This window comes from Streptomyces sp. NPDC051173 (genome assembly GCF_040689515.1).
GTDB lineage: Bacteria > Actinomycetota > Actinomycetes > Streptomycetales > Streptomycetaceae > Streptomyces.
The window spans coordinates 74965-90890 of record NZ_JBFBBD010000024.1 but is presented as its reverse complement, the minus strand read 5'-3'; the positions used below and the strand labels follow the sequence as shown (position 1 = coordinate 90890).

14 protein-coding genes and 1 pseudogene are annotated in these 15926 nt (G+C 70.7%); 3 read left to right on the top strand and 12 right to left on the bottom strand.

Annotated features, from left to right (window positions below; all coding sequences use genetic code 11):
* Positions 1-215 precede the first annotated feature (215 nt).
* The 6 genes from AB0435_RS15925 to AB0435_RS15900 are packed head-to-tail and all read right to left on the bottom strand — an operon-like array spanning position 216 to position 6854.
* Entirely contained in the window at positions 216-974 is a 759-nt protein-coding gene (locus tag AB0435_RS15925; RefSeq protein WP_366008077.1) for a nitroreductase family protein, read from the bottom strand.
* A gap of 2 nt (positions 975-976) precedes the next feature.
* On the bottom strand, positions 977-2728 hold the full coding sequence (locus AB0435_RS15920) for a nitroreductase family protein (protein ID WP_366427233.1): 1752 nt from the start codon (positions 2726-2728) through the stop codon (positions 977-979).
* A gap of 10 nt (positions 2729-2738) precedes the next feature.
* Positions 2739-3449 carry a TOMM precursor leader peptide-binding protein gene (locus tag AB0435_RS15915; protein ID WP_366008079.1) on the bottom strand — a complete coding sequence of 237 codons (711 nt, stop codon included), beginning with the start codon at positions 3447-3449 and terminating at the stop codon, positions 2739-2741.
* Between the two features lie 44 nt (positions 3450-3493).
* Complete coding sequence (locus AB0435_RS15910) at positions 3494-4828, bottom strand: YcaO-like family protein (protein ID WP_366008080.1); 1335 nt, start codon at positions 4826-4828, stop codon at positions 3494-3496.
* Positions 4825-5877 (bottom strand): ABC transporter permease, encoded by a 1053-nt coding sequence (locus AB0435_RS15905; RefSeq protein ID WP_366427232.1) that lies wholly within the window; start codon positions 5875-5877, stop codon positions 4825-4827. The genes AB0435_RS15910 and AB0435_RS15905 overlap by 4 nt, the downstream gene beginning before the upstream one ends.
* A complete protein-coding gene (locus tag AB0435_RS15900; protein WP_366427231.1) occupies positions 5874-6854 on the bottom strand; it encodes an ABC transporter ATP-binding protein in 981 nt (326 codons plus the stop codon). The genes AB0435_RS15905 and AB0435_RS15900 overlap by 4 nt, the downstream gene beginning before the upstream one ends.
* A gap of 326 nt (positions 6855-7180) precedes the next feature.
* On the opposite strand from AB0435_RS15900, the gene AB0435_RS15895 reads away from it, so the two are divergent.
* Positions 7181-8548 carry a sugar porter family MFS transporter gene (locus AB0435_RS15895; RefSeq protein ID WP_366008083.1) on the top strand — a complete coding sequence of 456 codons (1368 nt, stop codon included), beginning with the start codon at positions 7181-7183 and terminating at the stop codon, positions 8546-8548.
* Between the two features lie 709 nt (positions 8549-9257).
* On the opposite strand, the gene AB0435_RS15890 is transcribed toward AB0435_RS15895, so the two are convergent.
* The 6 genes and pseudogenes from AB0435_RS15890 to AB0435_RS15865 all read right to left on the bottom strand — a co-directional run bounded on the left by AB0435_RS15890 (position 9258) and on the right by AB0435_RS15865 (position 13758).
* Positions 9258-9683, bottom strand: a complete 426-nt coding sequence (locus AB0435_RS15890) for a PIN domain-containing protein (protein WP_366008084.1) — start codon at positions 9681-9683, stop codon at positions 9258-9260.
* Positions 9680-9958: a CopG family transcriptional regulator gene (locus AB0435_RS15885; protein WP_366008085.1), complete on the bottom strand. Its 279-nt coding sequence runs from the start codon at positions 9956-9958 to the stop codon at positions 9680-9682. The genes AB0435_RS15890 and AB0435_RS15885 overlap by 4 nt, the downstream gene beginning before the upstream one ends.
* A gap of 64 nt (positions 9959-10022) precedes the next feature.
* Positions 10023-10916, bottom strand: a complete 894-nt coding sequence (locus AB0435_RS15880) for a phosphorothioated DNA-binding restriction endonuclease (protein WP_366008086.1) — start codon at positions 10914-10916, stop codon at positions 10023-10025.
* Between the two features lie 260 nt (positions 10917-11176).
* Positions 11177-12004: pseudogene (locus tag AB0435_RS15875) on the bottom strand (metallophosphoesterase); the annotation flags it as partial.
* Positions 12001-13284, bottom strand: coding sequence for a UDP-N-acetylglucosamine 1-carboxyvinyltransferase (locus tag AB0435_RS15870; RefSeq protein ID WP_366427236.1), 1284 nt, complete (start codon positions 13282-13284; stop codon positions 12001-12003). The gene AB0435_RS15870 and the pseudogene AB0435_RS15875, both read right to left, overlap by 4 nt.
* A 39-nt stretch (positions 13285-13323) precedes the next feature.
* On the bottom strand, positions 13324-13758 hold the full coding sequence (locus AB0435_RS15865; RefSeq protein WP_366008087.1) for an ATP-binding protein: 435 nt from the start codon (positions 13756-13758) through the stop codon (positions 13324-13326).
* A gap of 176 nt (positions 13759-13934) precedes the next feature.
* On the opposite strand from AB0435_RS15865, the gene AB0435_RS15860 reads away from it, so the two are divergent.
* Entirely contained in the window at positions 13935-15209 is a 1275-nt protein-coding gene (locus AB0435_RS15860; RefSeq protein ID WP_366008090.1) for a helix-turn-helix transcriptional regulator, read from the top strand.
* Entirely contained in the window at positions 15206-15766 is a 561-nt protein-coding gene (locus AB0435_RS15855; RefSeq protein ID WP_366008088.1) for a flavoprotein, read from the top strand. The genes AB0435_RS15860 and AB0435_RS15855 overlap by 4 nt, the downstream gene beginning before the upstream one ends.
* Positions 15767-15926: the final 160 nt, after the last annotated feature.

Sequence of the window (15926 nt, the reverse complement as noted above, 5' to 3'; positions counted from 1 at the left end):
CTGTGCCCGTTCTCGGGAGCGGCCCCGGACATCGCCGGCGGGCTGGATGGTGCGGACCGTGGCCAACGCGCGGTTCGGGGGTCTGGGGGCTTGCCCCCAGTTTCGGGAAGGGGCGGGGAGGGGAAAAAGCGCCGCAGGCGCCAACGGACCCGCACCCGGGGGCCCGGGGCGGAGCCCCCACGCGGCAGCGGCGAGATCACCCGCAACCGCGCGCGTCAGCGCGCCTCGTACCCCAGCGAGAACGCCAGCAACTGCACGTTCCGATAACCGTCCACCGGAACCAACGGCTTGAGCGATGCCGCCAGGAACCCGGCGAAAATGCTGCCGGAGAGACCGTGGGAGAGAGTCGCCAGCCAGGCCGTCTGGGCGGCCGCGGCGGCGCGGGTCAGCAGCAGCCGGTGCCCGTGCTCGCCGTGCCGGTCGAGCGAGGCCGCCAGCGGCCCGCACACGATCACGATGGCGGGAGCGTCCGCGTATTCGAGCTGGAGGACGAGATCGGCGGCCGCCTCGCCGTCCGGCAGGTCGGCGAGCGGGGTGAAGTCGCCACGGTCGGCGGAGTGGAGGTAGAGCCCCTGCGGCAGGCCGGCCACCGAACGGGCCGCGACGAGGAACTCCAGCCCCGCACCGGCCTCGTGGTCCGGCCAGGCCGAGCGGTCGTAGTCGGCCGCCTGCCGTACGACCGAGGCGAGCACCTCGACCGGCACCGGCTCGCCGTCGTAGGCCCGTACGGACTTGCGGCGGCGCAGCGCGGTCTCCAGCGCCACCTGGGACGGCGGGGCGCTCACGGCGCTGATGCCCTGCGCGCCGGCCGGGGCCAGCGGCTCCCGCAGGGCGGGGTCGGCGGCCGGGGCGGCGTCCAGCAGGTCCTCGGCGGTCAGCCGGCTGCGGGACTGGAGCTCCCTGAGTACGTCGCCGTGGTCGGGCAGCAGGGCGATCCGGCGGCCGTCCGCCTCGTGGACGCGCGTCGTCTCCATGATCAGGACTCCTTCGCGGCGGAGGGCCGCAGCAGCAGGACACCGGTGACGGGTTCGGCGTCGAGGTCGAGGTCGAGCAGATCGGCCAGGTGGAGGTCGTCCCAGCGGTCGAGGGGCCGCGCGTCGAGGCCGAGGGAACGGGCCACGTGGCTCATCTGCGCGATGGCCACGCCCGCGTCGAGGTGCACGACGCGCCAGGCGAACCCCGAGTACTTCGAGGCGACCCGGGCCAGCGCCCCGGTGAGCACGACGGCCACAGGCTGCCCTGTGTGCCCCGTTCCCGGGTCCGTGGCGGGCGAGAGGCGGGCCAGGCGGTGGGAGTGCGTGAGATAGCCCCAGGTGCCGTTCTCCAGCCCCGCCACGCCGTCCGCGACGACGTGCAGCTGCACCGAACCGAGGTTGCCGCCGGTGGGGTTCCACCGCTGCACCTGGCGGGTCGGCTCGGCCTCGTCGCGCAGCCCGGCACCCCGCAGCAGCACCGACGAGAGCTGGGCGAGGTCGACGCCCGTCGCCGGTTCCGGGGCGTCCAGGCCCAACGGCGTGTACGGGAAGGCGCCTTCGCGGGGCAGCTCCAGCGTCCGCGCGCTCGGCCAGCGCTTGCTGTCGTGCTGGAGCGCGATGTTGCCAGGCTTGTAATGGGCCTGGTGGTCGCGCGGGTTGAGCAGCTTGCGCGGCGGGAAGCCGACCGACGCCTCGAAGGCCAGGGCGAGCGGCACGCCCGCCTCGGTCAGCGTCGAGCGCGCGTCCGTGACCTCCGGCACCTCGGCGACGACGTGGACCGTCTGGGTCCACTCGACCAGGTCGGCCCGGAGCAGCCCGCGGAGCACTGGAGCGGAGCCCACCCTGCCGACCACCGTGGTCACCTGGTTGGCGACGAGGGAGGCCGCGAGGGCGCGCCGGACCGCCGGGACCGGCACGTAGGACCGCTCGGCGGGCGCCGGTGCCGTGACCCGCTGCCGCTCCGCGTCCGCGAACGAGACGGTGAAGTTCGTGTCGATGTACGGGCCCACGTCGAGCATGCCGTCGGTCAACCGGGCCGGGATCAGCGGGACATCGTGCTCCGCGCACCAGGCGGCGACACCGCTCAGACTCGTCGACGAGTCCTCGGTGAGCGCGACCACGAGGTCGGGCCTGCCATCGGACGGGAACTCGGACGGAACCCCGGACAGGAACGGGGACGGAACCTCGGTCAGGAACAGCGAGGCGTCCACCTGCGCCGTACGCTCCATGCCCGCCGCGACGAGCAGTTCGGTCACCTCGGCGCCGAATCCGGCATCACCGGCGACCGCCACGCGGGTCCCGCGCAGCCGGTCCAGCACCTCGGCGGTGTTGCGGTTGACGCGCGTGGAGTCGAGGCTGCGCGACCAGTAGCGTGCGGCGTGCGCCGCGCCGCTGCCGGCCTCGGCGCCGTCGGCCGGGTGCGTGCCCGAGGGGTCGCCCTCCTCCAGCAGCCCGCAGGTGTACAGCAGCGCGACCACCTGGGCCACGTGCTCCACCGGCACCCCGGCGGCCTCGGCGATCTCCGCCTGGTCGCGGGTGCCGTCCAGGAGGGGCAGCAGCTTGGGGATGAGGTCCCGGGTGGCCGTGCCACGCAGGATCTGGCGGGTGGGGGAGCCCTCGACGAGCAGTCCGCCCTCGATGGGGAGCAGCACCAGTCCCCGGCAGAGCGCCGGCCTGACCGGCGCGGTGAACTGCGGATCCGTCGCGACGGCGCGGCGCATGTCCTGGGCTGAGATGAGTTTGCTGTCGGCCATGGCCTTTACCTCACTGACGGGCGGGGATCGAGGGCGCGGCCACCGGGGTGGCCGCGCCCGGCGCGGACGGCTCCGTGGCGGGCAGCCACGGGGCCAGGTCGTCGGCCAGGTCCTGCCAGCTGGAACCGTCCGGGCCCGCCCCCGCGCGGGTCCGGCAGCGGTCACAGCGGTGGACGCCGACGACCCGCGCGCTGGTGATGAGCTGTTCCAGCAGGTGCCAGTGGCGTACGGTCCCCGCGTCGCGCCGTCCGCCGTCGTCCGCCAGGCGGTGCAGCAGGTCGAGCGCGGAGCTCGCGGCCAGCGCCACGTGCTGCGGGAGGAAGCCCTCCGGTCCGGCCGCCGGCTCGGCGTCGTAGTGGGCGTGCAGGGCCGTGGTGACCGCGCTGTCCCGCTCGTGCTGCTTGCGCCTCTTGCCGAAGCAGCGGTAGCAGGCACCGGCGCCCGGTACGACCAGCGGGCCGATCCGCAGCCGCGGGTGCTCCGCCACGACGGGGAACCACGGCGTCCGCCAGTCGGCCGACCGGGCGTCGAGGACGTCCGCCAGGTGCGGGACCTCGCGCCAGGAGACCAGGACGCGGACGTCCGCCCGCGGCCAGCCCGCGGGGAACCGCAGATGGCCGTCCCGGTCGGTGGTGACCACGACGCCGTCGTGTTCCCGGCGGAGCCGCTCCGCGACGGCGACACCGAAGTCACCGACTGCGAGCACATGCACCTTGGTCATGGAAGTCCATTTCTCCGAAATGTGTCAGGTCTTGGCGGCCGGGCTCAGGCGAACGGCTGCGGCAGCGGGTTGATCTCCGCCTCCTGGCGCACCGGGTAACCCATCCGCCGCGGCGCGTCGTAGAGCCGCGGGTGGGCCAGATAGCGGGCCCGGTGGGTGAAGGCGAGCGGCATCAACTCCGGTACGAGCACCCGCACCACGCGGAAGCCCACGTCGCGCGCCTCGTCCGTCGTGCACTCCACGGCGACGGCCTCGTAGCCCGCGCGGTCGAGCAGGTCGACGAGCAGCGCGAGGTCGCGCCCGCTCTCCCCGGTGGTCATGGTCGGCATCTCGCTGAAGGCCCGGCGCGCCGGGCCGTCCAGGAGGAAGTCGAAGTCGGACCGCCGGTCCGGCCGGCCCATGTACGACGCGCCGTGGAAGACGTGCTGGAAGTCGTCGACGGACTCCGGCATCTCACGCCGCGCCTGCATGGCGATGCGGGACGACGCGGACTCGCGGACGATCTTCGCGACCGAGTCGGCGGGGTCGAGGCTGGTGTTGCACATCACCATCTGCCCCAGCACCTCGTTGTCCGGGGACAGGTCGATCGAGTAGATCGTCGGGATGCCCAGGTCGGTGGTGGCGTCGAAGAAGACCGTGTCCACCAGGCTCCTGCGCGACTTCTCCAGGAACGGCGCCAGCGCGTCCGGCACGTGGTCGAACTCGATGCGCGGCAGGGCGAGTTTCTGGTACCAGGTCAGGGCGATGGCGTCCCGCTCCACCACCTCGCACAGCGCGTTGACGAGCGCCTGGCCGAGGTCCGTGTGCGTGGCACAGCCGGTGGAGATGGGGTTCCAGGCGCGTTCGCCCGCCGAGAGCGGCGGGATGTGCATCCACGTCTGGACCGCGGGCACCCACTTCGGCTCGCGCCGCGTGAGCGACCAGCCCCGCACCCAGCGCATCGGCGCCCGGGTGTCGACGTCGACGGTCAGCGCCTTGGGGTGCGCGAGCTCCGTCGGCGAACAGCGGGGGAACTTCCGCAGGTCGAGCGCCTCTTCGCCGAGCTCCTCGGCGGTGGCCCAGATGGTCCAGTCGGGCTGCTCGACGCAGGTGGAGTAGCGCTCCAGTGCCTCTGCCACGCACAGCCGGGCGGCCCGCTCGGGGTCCGGCGCACCGCCCGCGCCGTCCATGTCACCGCGCGCGCTCTGTCCCCGTACGGAGAGGGCGACGTTCTCCGACACGTGGGCGATGTCGCCGAGCGAGGCGGTGAAGATCGGGAAGCGGGCGTCACCCGGGTGGTTGGGCAGCCGCTGTGTGCGGTTGACCAGACCGTAGGGACCCACCAGGGCGTCCAGATCGGTGAGCCGGCCGAGGCCGGACTGCAGTGAGGATGTGGTCATCGTTCTTCTCCCTGGTCCCAGCTGAAGAGACGGGCGGCGAGCCCGCCGAAGAGCACCGCCCCGGCCAGCAGGACCAGCCAGTCGAGGGTGAGGCCGTACGTGGAAGGGGCACCGGTCAAGTCATGCGTCAGCGCGTCCACCAGATAGGTGGTGGGCAGTGCCTTGGAGACGTCCCGCACCACCGACGGCAGGAGGTCCAGGGGGAGGAACAGCCCGCTGGCGAACAGGACCAGCGGCATCAGCACGGCCAGCAGCCCGTTGGCCACCTCGGCGTTGCGCATGCGGGCGGCCACCAGATACCCGAAGGCGAAGAGCATCACGGCACCGAGAAACCCCGTGCCGAGCACCCGCACGGCGTCCACCGCCGGCAGGAACCCGAGCCCGACCGCGATCGCCCCCAGCACCACCAGCTGCACCGCGACCAGGGCCAGCCGCACCGGCGCCTGGGCCAGCACGAAGGTCCGCCTGCGCAGCGGGGTCGTGCCCAGCAGGCGCAGGGTGCCGCGGGCCCGCAGCGCGATCAGCGGGGTCGCCGTGCCGAAGAAGGCCATCGACATCAGCGCCATCAGCAGCGCGGTGGGCAGGGAAATCTTGATCGGGTCGAAGGGCTTTCCGCCGTCCGGGGTCCGGAAGTCCACCTTCGAGGCGGAGATCCCGCTGTGCCCGAGCGCCGACCGGATGCCTTTCAGCGCACCGAACTTCGCGGAGTCGATGACCACCAGCGCGCGATCGCCGGAGGTGGCCGACGGATAGACGATGGCGTCGTACCCGGCCAGATCACCGTTCTCCGGAAGGCTCTTCCTGTGCCACGGCTCGGCCTTGAACCCGTCGGAGTGCGACAGTTCACGGACGATCTCCTGCTGATTCCCCGCCGGCGTCACGGCCATCTTGTACGAGCCGCCCGTGTTGAGCATGCCGATACCGATGAACATGGCGACGAAAAGCAGGGGGAAGAGCAGGACGAAGAAGATGGTCTTGCCGTCCCGGAAGAGCTCCCGGCTGTTGGCCTTGACCAATTGTGTGAAGGCGGGAGTGAGTGTGGGAATCATTCGCTCTGCTCCTCGGCCCGCGTGGTCTTCGTGGCGAGGGTGCGGAACACCTCGTCCATGCCGCCCCGGGTGATGGCCAGTTCCGAGGCCGCCCACCTCGGCTCCGCGGCGATGCGCCGCAAGGTCTCGTCGCTCTCGGTCGTACGGACCCGGACGGCCACCTTCCCGGCCCCCTCGGGACGCGCCTCCACCGAGGTCACACCGGGTACGGCGCGGATCTCGTCGAGGTCGGTCCCGGAGTCGGTGGTGAAGGTGACCTCGCTCGTGGTCGTCAGCTCCGAGACGAGCCGCGCCGGCGTGTCACAGGCGGCCACCCGGCCGCCCACGAGCACGGCCACGCGGTCGCACAGCTCCGTCGCCTCGTTCATGTCGTGGGTGGTGAGCAGCACCGTCCCCCCGTTCCGCCGGTGCTGCCGCACCACCGCCCACAACAGCTCCTTGGCCTGCGGGTCGAGCCCCGCCGCCGGCTCGTCCAGCACGAGGACGTCGGGGCGGCCGACGACCGCGACGGCGAGCAGGAGCCGGCGTGCTTGTCCCCCGGACAGCGCCTTGACCCGGCGGAAGGCTGATTCCGTCAGGCCGACGCGCTCAAGCACACCGTCGATGTCGTCGGGGGAAGGATAGAAAGAGGCCCAGAGTTCGACGGTCTCCCGCACGGTCAACTGCGGGAAGAGATTGGCTTCCTGGGGCTGCACCGCGACCATCCGGCGCAGTTCCTCCGTCCCCTTCGCCGGATCGTGGCCGAGCACCTCGACCGATCCGGACGTCGGGCGGCGAAGCCCCGTCAGGCATTCCAGCGTCGTCGTCTTGCCGGCACCGTTCGGTCCCAGCAAGCCGAATATCTCGCCCCGGTGGATTTCCAGGGTGACGTCGCTGACCGCTCTCTTACCGTCGTAATCCTTGGACAGCTCGCGGATCACCACAACGGCACCGGCGGCCGAATCCCCTGAACATCCCCCGTTTTTCTTGACGTTCATGGAATCCACCGCCCTTTCCGTTCTCCCGCTGTCCACAGCCAACGACCTTCGTCCTTCCTTTTCGGCCCCGGCGATCTTCTGCCGGGCCCGCGGCGACTTACGTTCGAATCCTTTCGCGCGGGCGGCACCGGGGGCCTCACCCTGGGGTGGGAGGTGAGTAGTTCCTTCGCAGTAGTCCGCCGGGTGACGGGTGGTACGTACCTGGCCTGCGGGCCGGCCGCGGGGTGACCTGTTTGTCCGCCGGAACCCGACGAAGCCTGGGAAATCCACGCCGGATCTGCCCCAATGACCCCGTGGACGCGTCCCCATGAGACCGAGGAGGTCCCGTGGCACAGATCAGGCCCGGTACGGGAGCGGCGGGCCGGGGAGCCGGGAGGGACGGCGCGGTGCCGAGGCGGGTGCACCTGGTGGCCGCGCTCGGGGGGCTGTCCGGCGTGCTCTACGGCTATGACTCCGGGGCGATCTCCGGCGCCCTGGACCCCCTGACCGCGCGCTTCGGCCTGACCTCCACGGAGCAGGGCCTGGTCACCAGCCTGATCCTGCTCGGCGCGCTGCCTGCCATCGTCGGCGGCGCGCTGGCCGCGCGGCGCTGGGACAGGCGGCAGCTGCTGATCGTGGCCGGTGGCATCTTCGTCGTCGGCTCGGTCGGCTGCGGCGTCGCGCCGGACGCCGCCGTGCTGATGGCCTCGCGGTTCGTACTCGGCTTCGCCGTCGGCCTCGCGAACATGTTCGGCCTCATCCACCTCAGCGAGCTCGCGCCCAAGCAGCTGCGCGGCCGGATCACCGCCCTGTACCAACTCGCCGTCAACATCGGCATCCTGCTCGCCTACTCCGTCGACGACGCTCTCTCCGCGGCCGGCGCCTGGCGGTGGATGCTGGGGCTCGGGGCACTGCCCGCCCTCGTCTTCCTGGCGGGCATGGTGGCGAGCCCCGCCGGACCGCGCTGGCTGATGACACGCGGCCGCGAGTCCGAGGCCCGGCGCGTGCTGCGCCGACTGCGCCCCAGCGACCTCGCGGCCGACGCCGAAGTGGCCGAGATCCGTAACAGCCTGGCCGAACAGCACGCGGGCCCCCGCGAGTTGCTGACCACCTACCGCCCGGCCCTCCGCATCATCCTGACGCTGACCTTCTTCCAGGTCTTCACAGGGATCAACGCAGTGGTGTACTACGCGCCGGTCATCTTCCGCCACGCCGCCGGGGGCGGCGAGGCCGAGGCGGGCACCCTGGCGAACTACGGCGTCGGCATCGCGCTCGTCCTGTCGACGGCGCTCTCGCTCCCCTGCATCGAACGTGTCGGTCGGGTGCGCCTGTTGACGCTCTCCCTCGCCGCACAGGCGCCCCCCATGGTCGCGCTCGCGCTCTTCCCCGCCGTCACCGCGCTCGCCGTCGCGTGCGTCTTCCTCTACACCTTCGCCTTCGGCTTCGGCCTGGGCCCGGTCTTCTGGCTGTACTGCCCAGAGGCACTGCCGCTGCGCGCCCGGGCGATCGGCATGGGAGTGGTGACGTTCGCGCAGTACCTGGGCAACTTCCTCTTCTCCCTGGCCTTCCCGGACACCCTCGACGCCCTGGGCAGCCCGGTCTTCCTGCTCTTCGCCGCCCTCTCGGCGGCGGGCGCGTGCTACGTCGTGAAGCGGGTGCCCGAGACGGCGGGCCGCTCCCTGGAGGAGATCGAGCGGCATTGGAGGCGCGTATGAGCCCCTCGCAGCCGCCTTGGATCGCTCTGGTGGCCGGGGCTCCGGCTGGGCTTCGAGGGGGGCGGCGCCTCGGGGAGCCTGAACGGGCGGTATGGGCGGTATGGGCGGTATGGGCGGGAGGGGCGGGAGGGGCCGTGTGGAACGCGGTGCGGTCCGGGGGTGACCGGCAAGGCGTTCGCTGCGGATCACCGGACGCCCGCCGAGGCCGACGCGGTGGAGGGCCGGAGTGAGCCCGAGGGGTGTCCTGGCCGACCTCTGTCGAGGGGTGCGGCCGGCCGCCGGATCGGGCCAAGGGCGGGGGAGCTGTCCCCGGTGAGTGATGTGTCCTACATCACCCACCGGGAACCTCGATGAGCCACTGAGGGCGACAGGCGACGCCTCACGAGCGCCCTCTTGATCCACTCCAGGACCCCTCTCCGCAGGCCCTCCAGGCACCCGAAAACACTTCAGGCTCGGTTTCCGTTGAAACGGAAACCGAGCCTGAAGTGCTGTTTCAGCTGTCGGGGTGGCGGGATTTGAACCCACGACCTCTTCGTCCCGAATGAGGATCGGTTAATGATCTTTCCTGCCTGGATTGTGTATACGCAGGTCAGGTCGGTGGTCCCGGTTGGTCTCGGGTGGTGTGGAGGGGGCTTCGGGAGCAGGGCGGCTCCCAGATGGCTCCCAAGGGTGCTGCTGCCTGGATGGTGCTGGAGGGGGGCGGGCCGAGTCACACCTTCTTGACGACGATCGTGTCCGGGACCAGCTTCTCCAGGTCGTCGACATCCGAGGTGAAGACGGTGACCTGTCCCCTTTGCTGTCGCGCGATGACGGCGAGCACGGCGTCGATCGCGTACTTGTGGCCGTGCAACTTGCCGTCGGCCAGGAGTCGACGCGCCTGGCGGGCCTCGTCCTTCCCGATGTCGACGACCTGGAGCCGGGACAGTACCCAGTCCCAGCGCTGCTCGGTTGTCCTGCCGTCGTACGCCTCGACCAGGGTCATCGGGGACGTCACCACCTCGGCTTCCCCGCGTGCCGCGAGGTCGAGCCAGGCGATCATCTTCCGATCGCCGCGCACTGCCAGGGAGAGGGCTTCACAGTCCAGGACGAAGACACGGAGAGGCCGCTGTCCGCGCTCGCCGGCTCGCTTCTTCACGCAGCCTCTCCGGCGTTGTGCTTTCCGGCGGTTCGACGCCGCTCGTGTTCGGCGTCGAGTTCGTCCAACTCGTCGAGCGCTGCCGCATGCTCGTCCTCGGTGACGGGGCCGTGTTCTTCCTGCAGCCAGTCGGCCAGTTCCCGGAGCCGGTCCCGGTCACGCTTGAAGCGCAGCGCCTCGGCAACGTACGCCGACAGGCCCCGCTCTGCCGCGTCCGCGCGGATCTCGTCCAGGAGATCCTCGGGAATCGTCACGGTTACCTTCTTCGTCGCCATACAAGAGACCATACTCCTGGTATCCCACTCCTTACCAGCGGGTCAGGTGCTCGACGCTCGGCGATCAGGCGGCCGGGGCAGGGCGTGGGCTGCTGTGGAAGACCTGGCTGGTGTGCCAGGCGCGGTGGGCCGCTGCGACGGGACGGGCACCCGGTTGAGGTCCGATGAGCGGGCGGCCGGCGAGCGCTATGACGTGCTCGCGGGCGGCGGGGCTGTGGCCGACGAAGCGCTGCGAGACCAGGATGCGGTGACTGTCACCGATGCCGAGAACGCCCTTGTCGAAGAGCTTGTGGTGCAGCGAGCACAGGCACAGGCCGTTGTCGACGTCGTCCGGGCCGTCGAACGCCCACCAGCGCACATGCGCGGCCTCCAGCCCGACCGGCACCGCGCCGATCCTGCCGTCGTAGCCGCAGAAGGCGCACTGGTACTCGTATGCCGTCAGGACCTGCTCCCGCATCCGGGGATCCCGCCGCCTGCGCACGGCCGAGACCTGTTCGCTCTCCGACGGCTCCAGCTCCAGGCCGACGGCTTCGCACAGGTCGCCGTGGAGCGAGGGCGGGAAGTTCAGGTCGAGCAGGACCCGTGCCATCCGGCCGAGCAACGACGGCTCGCGCCGCAGCGCCGCCCGTAGTTCCGACGTCAGCCGCCCTGCGGCTCCGACCTCCCGCAGCTCCCGCACGCCGCTGCCGGGGCTGCCCGGTCCGCGATCGGTGCTTACCTCCCACACGCCGTCGCTCACCAGATGGTGGAACGGGTAGGCGGGCGTCGTTCTGTTGGGCGGACCGTACTCGGCCAGCAGTCGTCTGAGGTCGTCCTCCACCGCGCTGTACCGCAGTTCACCGTCGACGTCCTGCTGGAAGCGCCCGAGCGCGTACAGGAACAGCAGCGGCTTGTGCGGAGCGCGGGTCCCGCTTCTGCTCCACTGCCTCAGCTTCGCGGTGCGCTCCAGCCAGTCCATGACCGGCGATCGTAGTGGCGTTGGGGTGAGGTGGTTTATATGGGGCTTGGGGAGCGGGCCGACTCCCAGATGGGGCCCGGACACCGTGGGGCCACTGGCTTCGTGCCGACGTTGCCCGTTGCGGCCTAACGAACCGCGCCGAGGCGACTGCGACGGGTCTCAACCAGGTGCCGCCATCGTTCGCGCGTCTGTCGTTCTCCGTCGATCCACCGCGCTTGCGCAGCATGCTCGGGAAGCGGAGGACCGGCCATGAAGTGCGCAAGCCTGTGGCGGTCCAGCGGTGTGTTGCGGTGCGGCCTGTCCACGGCGCCGACGGGGGTTCTCAACTGCTGCCCGACGGTCGAGATTTTTTCCAGCAGTTCGGCGAGGCCGTGGGGAACGGCAGTGGCCTTTGGGAAGCGGTCGGTGCGGGCTGCCCAGCCGCTTCCGACGGGCTCAGCGGCTGCGTACCCGATGCCGAGTTCGCGTCCCTTGACTACGCGGGTGTCGCCGACGTGCTCGGGTCCGAGGGCGTCGCTGTGGCAGTGCCCGGCGAAGATAACGTCCGTGAACGGGCAGGCGGCGGCCAGTTTAAGGTCCTCGTCGAAGCCGGAGTGGGACAGCACCATCCAGGCATCAGCAAGGTGGTGGTGCTCCAGCATCACCTCGCGCAGGGCCTGCGCCGGGTTGCTGATGCGGTGGCCGGCGCGCTGGTCGGCAGGGAGGGCGTTGAACGCCTGCGGGCCCATCACCCCGGTGACGGCGACGCGGCGTCCTCCGATTTCCTGGATGCGTACGCGGTCGAAGAGCGGTTCGCCGTTGTCATCGGTCGTGTTGGCGCAGACCGTCATCCGGCGCAGCTGCGGTTCGAAGTAGTGTGGCCAGCCGTGGTTTCCGGGCGTAAGCAGGTCGTACAGGGTGGTGAGGACTTCGCGCTCGATACGGCCTTTCCCGAGGTGGTAGAAGCCGCTGCCCTCGAAGAAGTCCCCGCAGTCCACGATCAGGCTGTCGGGCCTGGCGGTGTGGAGGTAGGCGAGCATCGGGGCGGCCGAGTCGAAGGAGGAATGGACATCGGTCGTGGCGATGATCTGCCGTAGCTGCCGGTTCACGGGATCACCTCGCAGATGTCGGCTCCGAGGGCGTGCAGTTTGACTGGCAGGTCGGCGTGGCCGCGCCGGAGCTGTTCCAGGCCGCCGAGGGTCGTGACGCCCTGAGCGGTGAGGCCGGCGATGAGTAGGGCGGAGCCCGTACGGATGTCGGTGGCTTCCACTCCGGCACCGGTCAGTTGCTGCGGTCCGGTGAAGCGGCACTGCGTTGGCGACAGCTCGTCGATCGTGGCTCCGAGGCGGACGAGCTGGGACAGCAGGTTGCCGTGGCGGCCGGGGTTGATGTCGTCGGCGAACAGGTGGGTGCCGGGGAGCGTGAGGGCCAGGGCGATCAGGGGCGGTTCGAAGTCCGCGTCCAGGCCGCCGGGGGACAGGGAGGCGATGGCTCGCAGGGGCCGGCCGGTGGGCTGGGCGTCCTGGGCCTGGACGGCGAGCGTGCCGTCCTCGGCGTCCGCGGGGACGCCGAGCGAGCGCAGCGCGGTGACCAGGGGAGCGATGTCGTCGCGGCGCACGCCGAGGATGTGTGCGTTGCCGCCGCTCACCGCGACCGCGCAGGCCAGGGTGCCGGCCTCGATCTTGTCGCCGGGCACCGTCCAGGCAAGGGGGCCATCAGCGACGGAGGAAGGCGGTTGGAGCGCGAGGACCTTCTCGCTGACCTGACATTCCCACCCGGCAACCTTCAACGCCGCTACGACACTGAGGACTTCGGGCGACAGATTCGGCTGCCCCAGACGCAGCGGACGTCCGGCGACAACCGCGCGCAGGAGCGCGGCGATGCTCGCCCCGCGGGACCGGAACGGCAGCATGATCGACACGGTCCCGCGTCCCACCGTGGCTGCCTCGACCAGGTACCCGTGGTCATCGACGGTCGAGCGGTCGCCGAAGCGCTCGTACACCTTGAAGTGCTGTTCCATCCCGCGTTCCCCGATGGCGCAGCCGCCCGGCCACGGAAGGCGGGCCCGCCCGTATGCGCCGAGCAGCGCCGGGACCAGGTAGTACGAAGCCCGGATCCGGGAGGCAACGGCGCGATCTGGATCCGGCTGCGGCTTGTCGCTCGGCAGGATCACCACAGTGTGCGGGTCGTTGACCGGACGGGCCGCGTGCCAACCGGCCTGCTGGAGAAGGGTGAGCATTGTCTCGACGTCCGTGTTCGCGGGGACGTTACTCAGGTGCACGGGGCGGTGCATGGCCGCCGCGGCGGCCAGCAGGGGAAGGGCTGCGTTCTTCGATCCGTCGACGGTCACGGCGCCGAACAGCGGAATGCTCGGTCGTACGGCGACCACTTCCGCGGCGACTGGGGGAATGCGTAGGGCTGGCAACGGTCAACTCCTCTGCGAGGGAAGATGTGTTGCGGTGGTTAGGAGCGAAGCGCCGAACTCGAACTCGGCCCAGCAGCGCTTACCGGAAGGCAGCGGGTCGAACCCGTAGCGATCCGCGAGTGCGGCGACGAGGAACAGGCCGCGTCCGTCTTCCGCGTCGTCATCTGGCAGGGCGATCTCGGGGATGTTGGCACTGGTGTCGATCACTGCGATCCGAAGCGCCTGGCTGTCCAGGTCGACGCCAGCTGTGATCGGGCCGTCGTGCGCGTGCCGGACCGCGTTCGTGATCAGCTCCGATGTGACCAGCTCTGCTGCGTCGAGGAGTTCGGGTTCGAGAGAGGCGCCCCACGCTCGTATCCCCTCCGCGATCTCCTGGCGCGCGGACGTGGCACCGGCAGGTGTGCCGGAGACGGGAATCCGGATGTGGTGCGCTTCCATGAGCGGCCTCCTGGATCGGTTCGGCCACTCCACGCAACCGCCACACGGGCCCCTCGAACCAGGACGTGTGCCAGCGCTGCATCGTCTACGCAGGAGCTGCATCAAAGTGAACTGGCGGTCCATTACGCTCGGTTGAGCAGGCAGGATCGCCGGCGGCAGGAGGAGCCGTGGCACAGATGGCCGAAGCGCAGAGCGAAGCGAGACGGATCGGTGAAGTGATCCGTCAGGCACGCGTATTACAGCGGCGCTCGCAGAAGGACGTCGCCTCTGCCCTGGGCTATCACCAGTCCAAGGTGAGCCGCCTGGAAGGCGGCAGGGGCACGGAGGACGTCCGGATGCTGCGCGAGGTCGCGCGGGTGCTGGCGATTCCGCCGCACCGCCTCGGCCTCGCCGCCGCTTCGGACATCAGCCCCTCCGATCCCGAGACAGAGGACATGCGCCGCCGTACCGTTCTCGCCGCTGGCATCGCCGCGCTCGCGGCCCCGACCACCACCCCGCACAACAGCCACCAGGACCTCGTCCAGTCCCTGCTGCCCGGAGCGGTCCGTGTGACCGCCGAACCGGTGCCGGACCTCCAGACCCTGCAGGACCAAGTCACCGGCGTACGCCGCCTCTTCTGCACTTGCGACTACACACAGCTGGAAGGCGCGCTGCCCGTCCTGATCGGGCAGCTACGCCAGGCAATCCACGAAAACCCCGGCTCGAGCGACCTGTCGGGTCTCCTCGCCACGACGTACCAGACCTCGGCGAGCCTGCTGCTCAAGCAGAGCGACCAGGGCAACGCCTGGCTCGCGGTCGGACGCGCCATGGCCGAGGCCGAACGCTCAGGCGACCCCGTCGTTCTCGCCTCCAGCGTCCGCGTCCATGCTCACACCCTGGCCCGCGACAGCCACACTGCCCAGGCCGTCACCCTCGTCCGGCACACCGCCGACCAGCTCACAGGCTCGTACGACCAGCGGTCGCCCAGGTATCTCGCGGCGCTTGGCCTGCTGCTCCTGCGCGGGGTCACCGCGGCCAGCAGCGGCGGTGACCGCTCCGCCACCCAGGACTTCCTCACCGAGGCGAAGGAAGTCGCCCGCTACGTCGCACTCGACAGCCCCGGCGCCTGGGCCAACTTCAGTCCGACCAACGTGGCCCTGCACGGACTCAGCGCTGCCGTCGTCTTCGGCGACGCGGGCGTCGCCCTGGACACCGCCCGGCCCCTCATGCGCCGCCACATTCCCGTCCCTGAGCGACGTGCCGCCCTGTGGATCGAGGCTGGGCGTGCCTACAGCCAGCAAGGCCGCCTGGCGGACGGGTACCAGGCCCTGCGCATCGCCGAGAGCTGCGCGGCCCAGGACATCCGCCGACCGGCCGTCCGCGAGCTGGTGGCCGACATGGCCGCCCGTGACCGCCGCCGTACGCTGCCTGAACTGCACCGCTTCAGCCGCCAACTGGGAGTCCCCGCATGAGTGATCAGCCCAACCAGCAGCAGACCAAGAATCCCTTCCTGTACGTCGTCGTGTGCGCCTGCGGCATCGCCGGGGACGTCGGCAAGCTGATCACCTCGGCCCAGGAGGCGAACTGGGACGTCGGCGTCGTCGCCACCCCGCAGGGCCTCGGCTTCATCGATGCCGAGGCCGTCGAGGCACAGACCGGCTACCCGATTCGCTCGGCCTGGCGCCAGCCCGGCGACCCGCGCCCGCTGCCACCGGCTGATGCCATCGCGGTGGCGCCGGCGACCTTCAACACGATCAACAAATGGGCTGCGGGAATCTCCGACACCTTGGCGCTGGGCATCCTGTGCGAGGCATACGGGATGGACATCCCGATCGCTGCCTTCCCGTACCTGAACCGGGCCCAGGCCGCCCACCCCGCGTACGCACGCAGCCTCGACGTGCTCCGCGAGATGGGCGTCCTGATCGGCTCGTACGAGCCCCACAAGCCGAAGGCCGGCGGCGGTGCCGACCGCTACCGCTGGGAGGAAGCGCTGGAGCTGCTTACTCCGAAGCTGTCCGCATCGGCATGATCAGCAGGTGTACGGGGCGAACGGACGAACCGGTTCGCGGATGAGGCGGAGGACTCAGTCGAGTTCGACCCAGTCTTCTCCCCGAGCCGATCCAAGAGCGGGTCCAGGTAGCGCACCAATACATCGGTGACCTCCCGCTTCGTACGCCGGTACTCCTGGG

Bases quoted from the DNA above. Each gene is read 5' to 3' on its own strand.
- AB0435_RS15925 (WP_366008077.1), bottom strand. From the start codon at position 974: ATGGAGACGACGCGCGTCCACGAGGCGGACGGCCGCCGGATCGCCCTG.
- AB0435_RS15920 (WP_366427233.1), bottom strand. From the start codon at position 2,728: ATGGCCGACAGCAAACTCATCTCAGCCCAGGACATGCGCCGCGCCGTC.
- AB0435_RS15915 (WP_366008079.1), bottom strand. From the start codon at position 3,449: ATGACCAAGGTGCATGTGCTCGCAGTCGGTGACTTCGGTGTCGCCGTC.
- AB0435_RS15910 (WP_366008080.1), bottom strand. From the start codon at position 4,828: ATGACCACATCCTCACTGCAGTCCGGCCTCGGCCGGCTCACCGATCTG.
- AB0435_RS15905 (WP_366427232.1), bottom strand. From the start codon at position 5,877: ATGATTCCCACACTCACTCCCGCCTTCACACAATTGGTCAAGGCCAAC.
- AB0435_RS15900 (WP_366427231.1), bottom strand. From the start codon at position 6,854: ATGAACGTCAAGAAAAACGGGGGATGTTCAGGGGATTCGGCCGCCGGT.
- AB0435_RS15885 (WP_366008085.1), bottom strand. From the start codon at position 9,958: ATGGCGACGAAGAAGGTAACCGTGACGATTCCCGAGGATCTCCTGGAC.
- AB0435_RS15880 (WP_366008086.1), bottom strand. From the start codon at position 10,916: ATGGACTGGCTGGAGCGCACCGCGAAGCTGAGGCAGTGGAGCAGAAGC.
- AB0435_RS15865 (WP_366008087.1), bottom strand. From the start codon at position 13,758: ATGGAAGCGCACCACATCCGGATTCCCGTCTCCGGCACACCTGCCGGT.
- AB0435_RS15860 (WP_366008090.1), top strand. From the start codon at position 13,935: ATGGCCGAAGCGCAGAGCGAAGCGAGACGGATCGGTGAAGTGATCCGT.
- AB0435_RS15855 (WP_366008088.1), top strand. From the start codon at position 15,206: ATGAGTGATCAGCCCAACCAGCAGCAGACCAAGAATCCCTTCCTGTAC.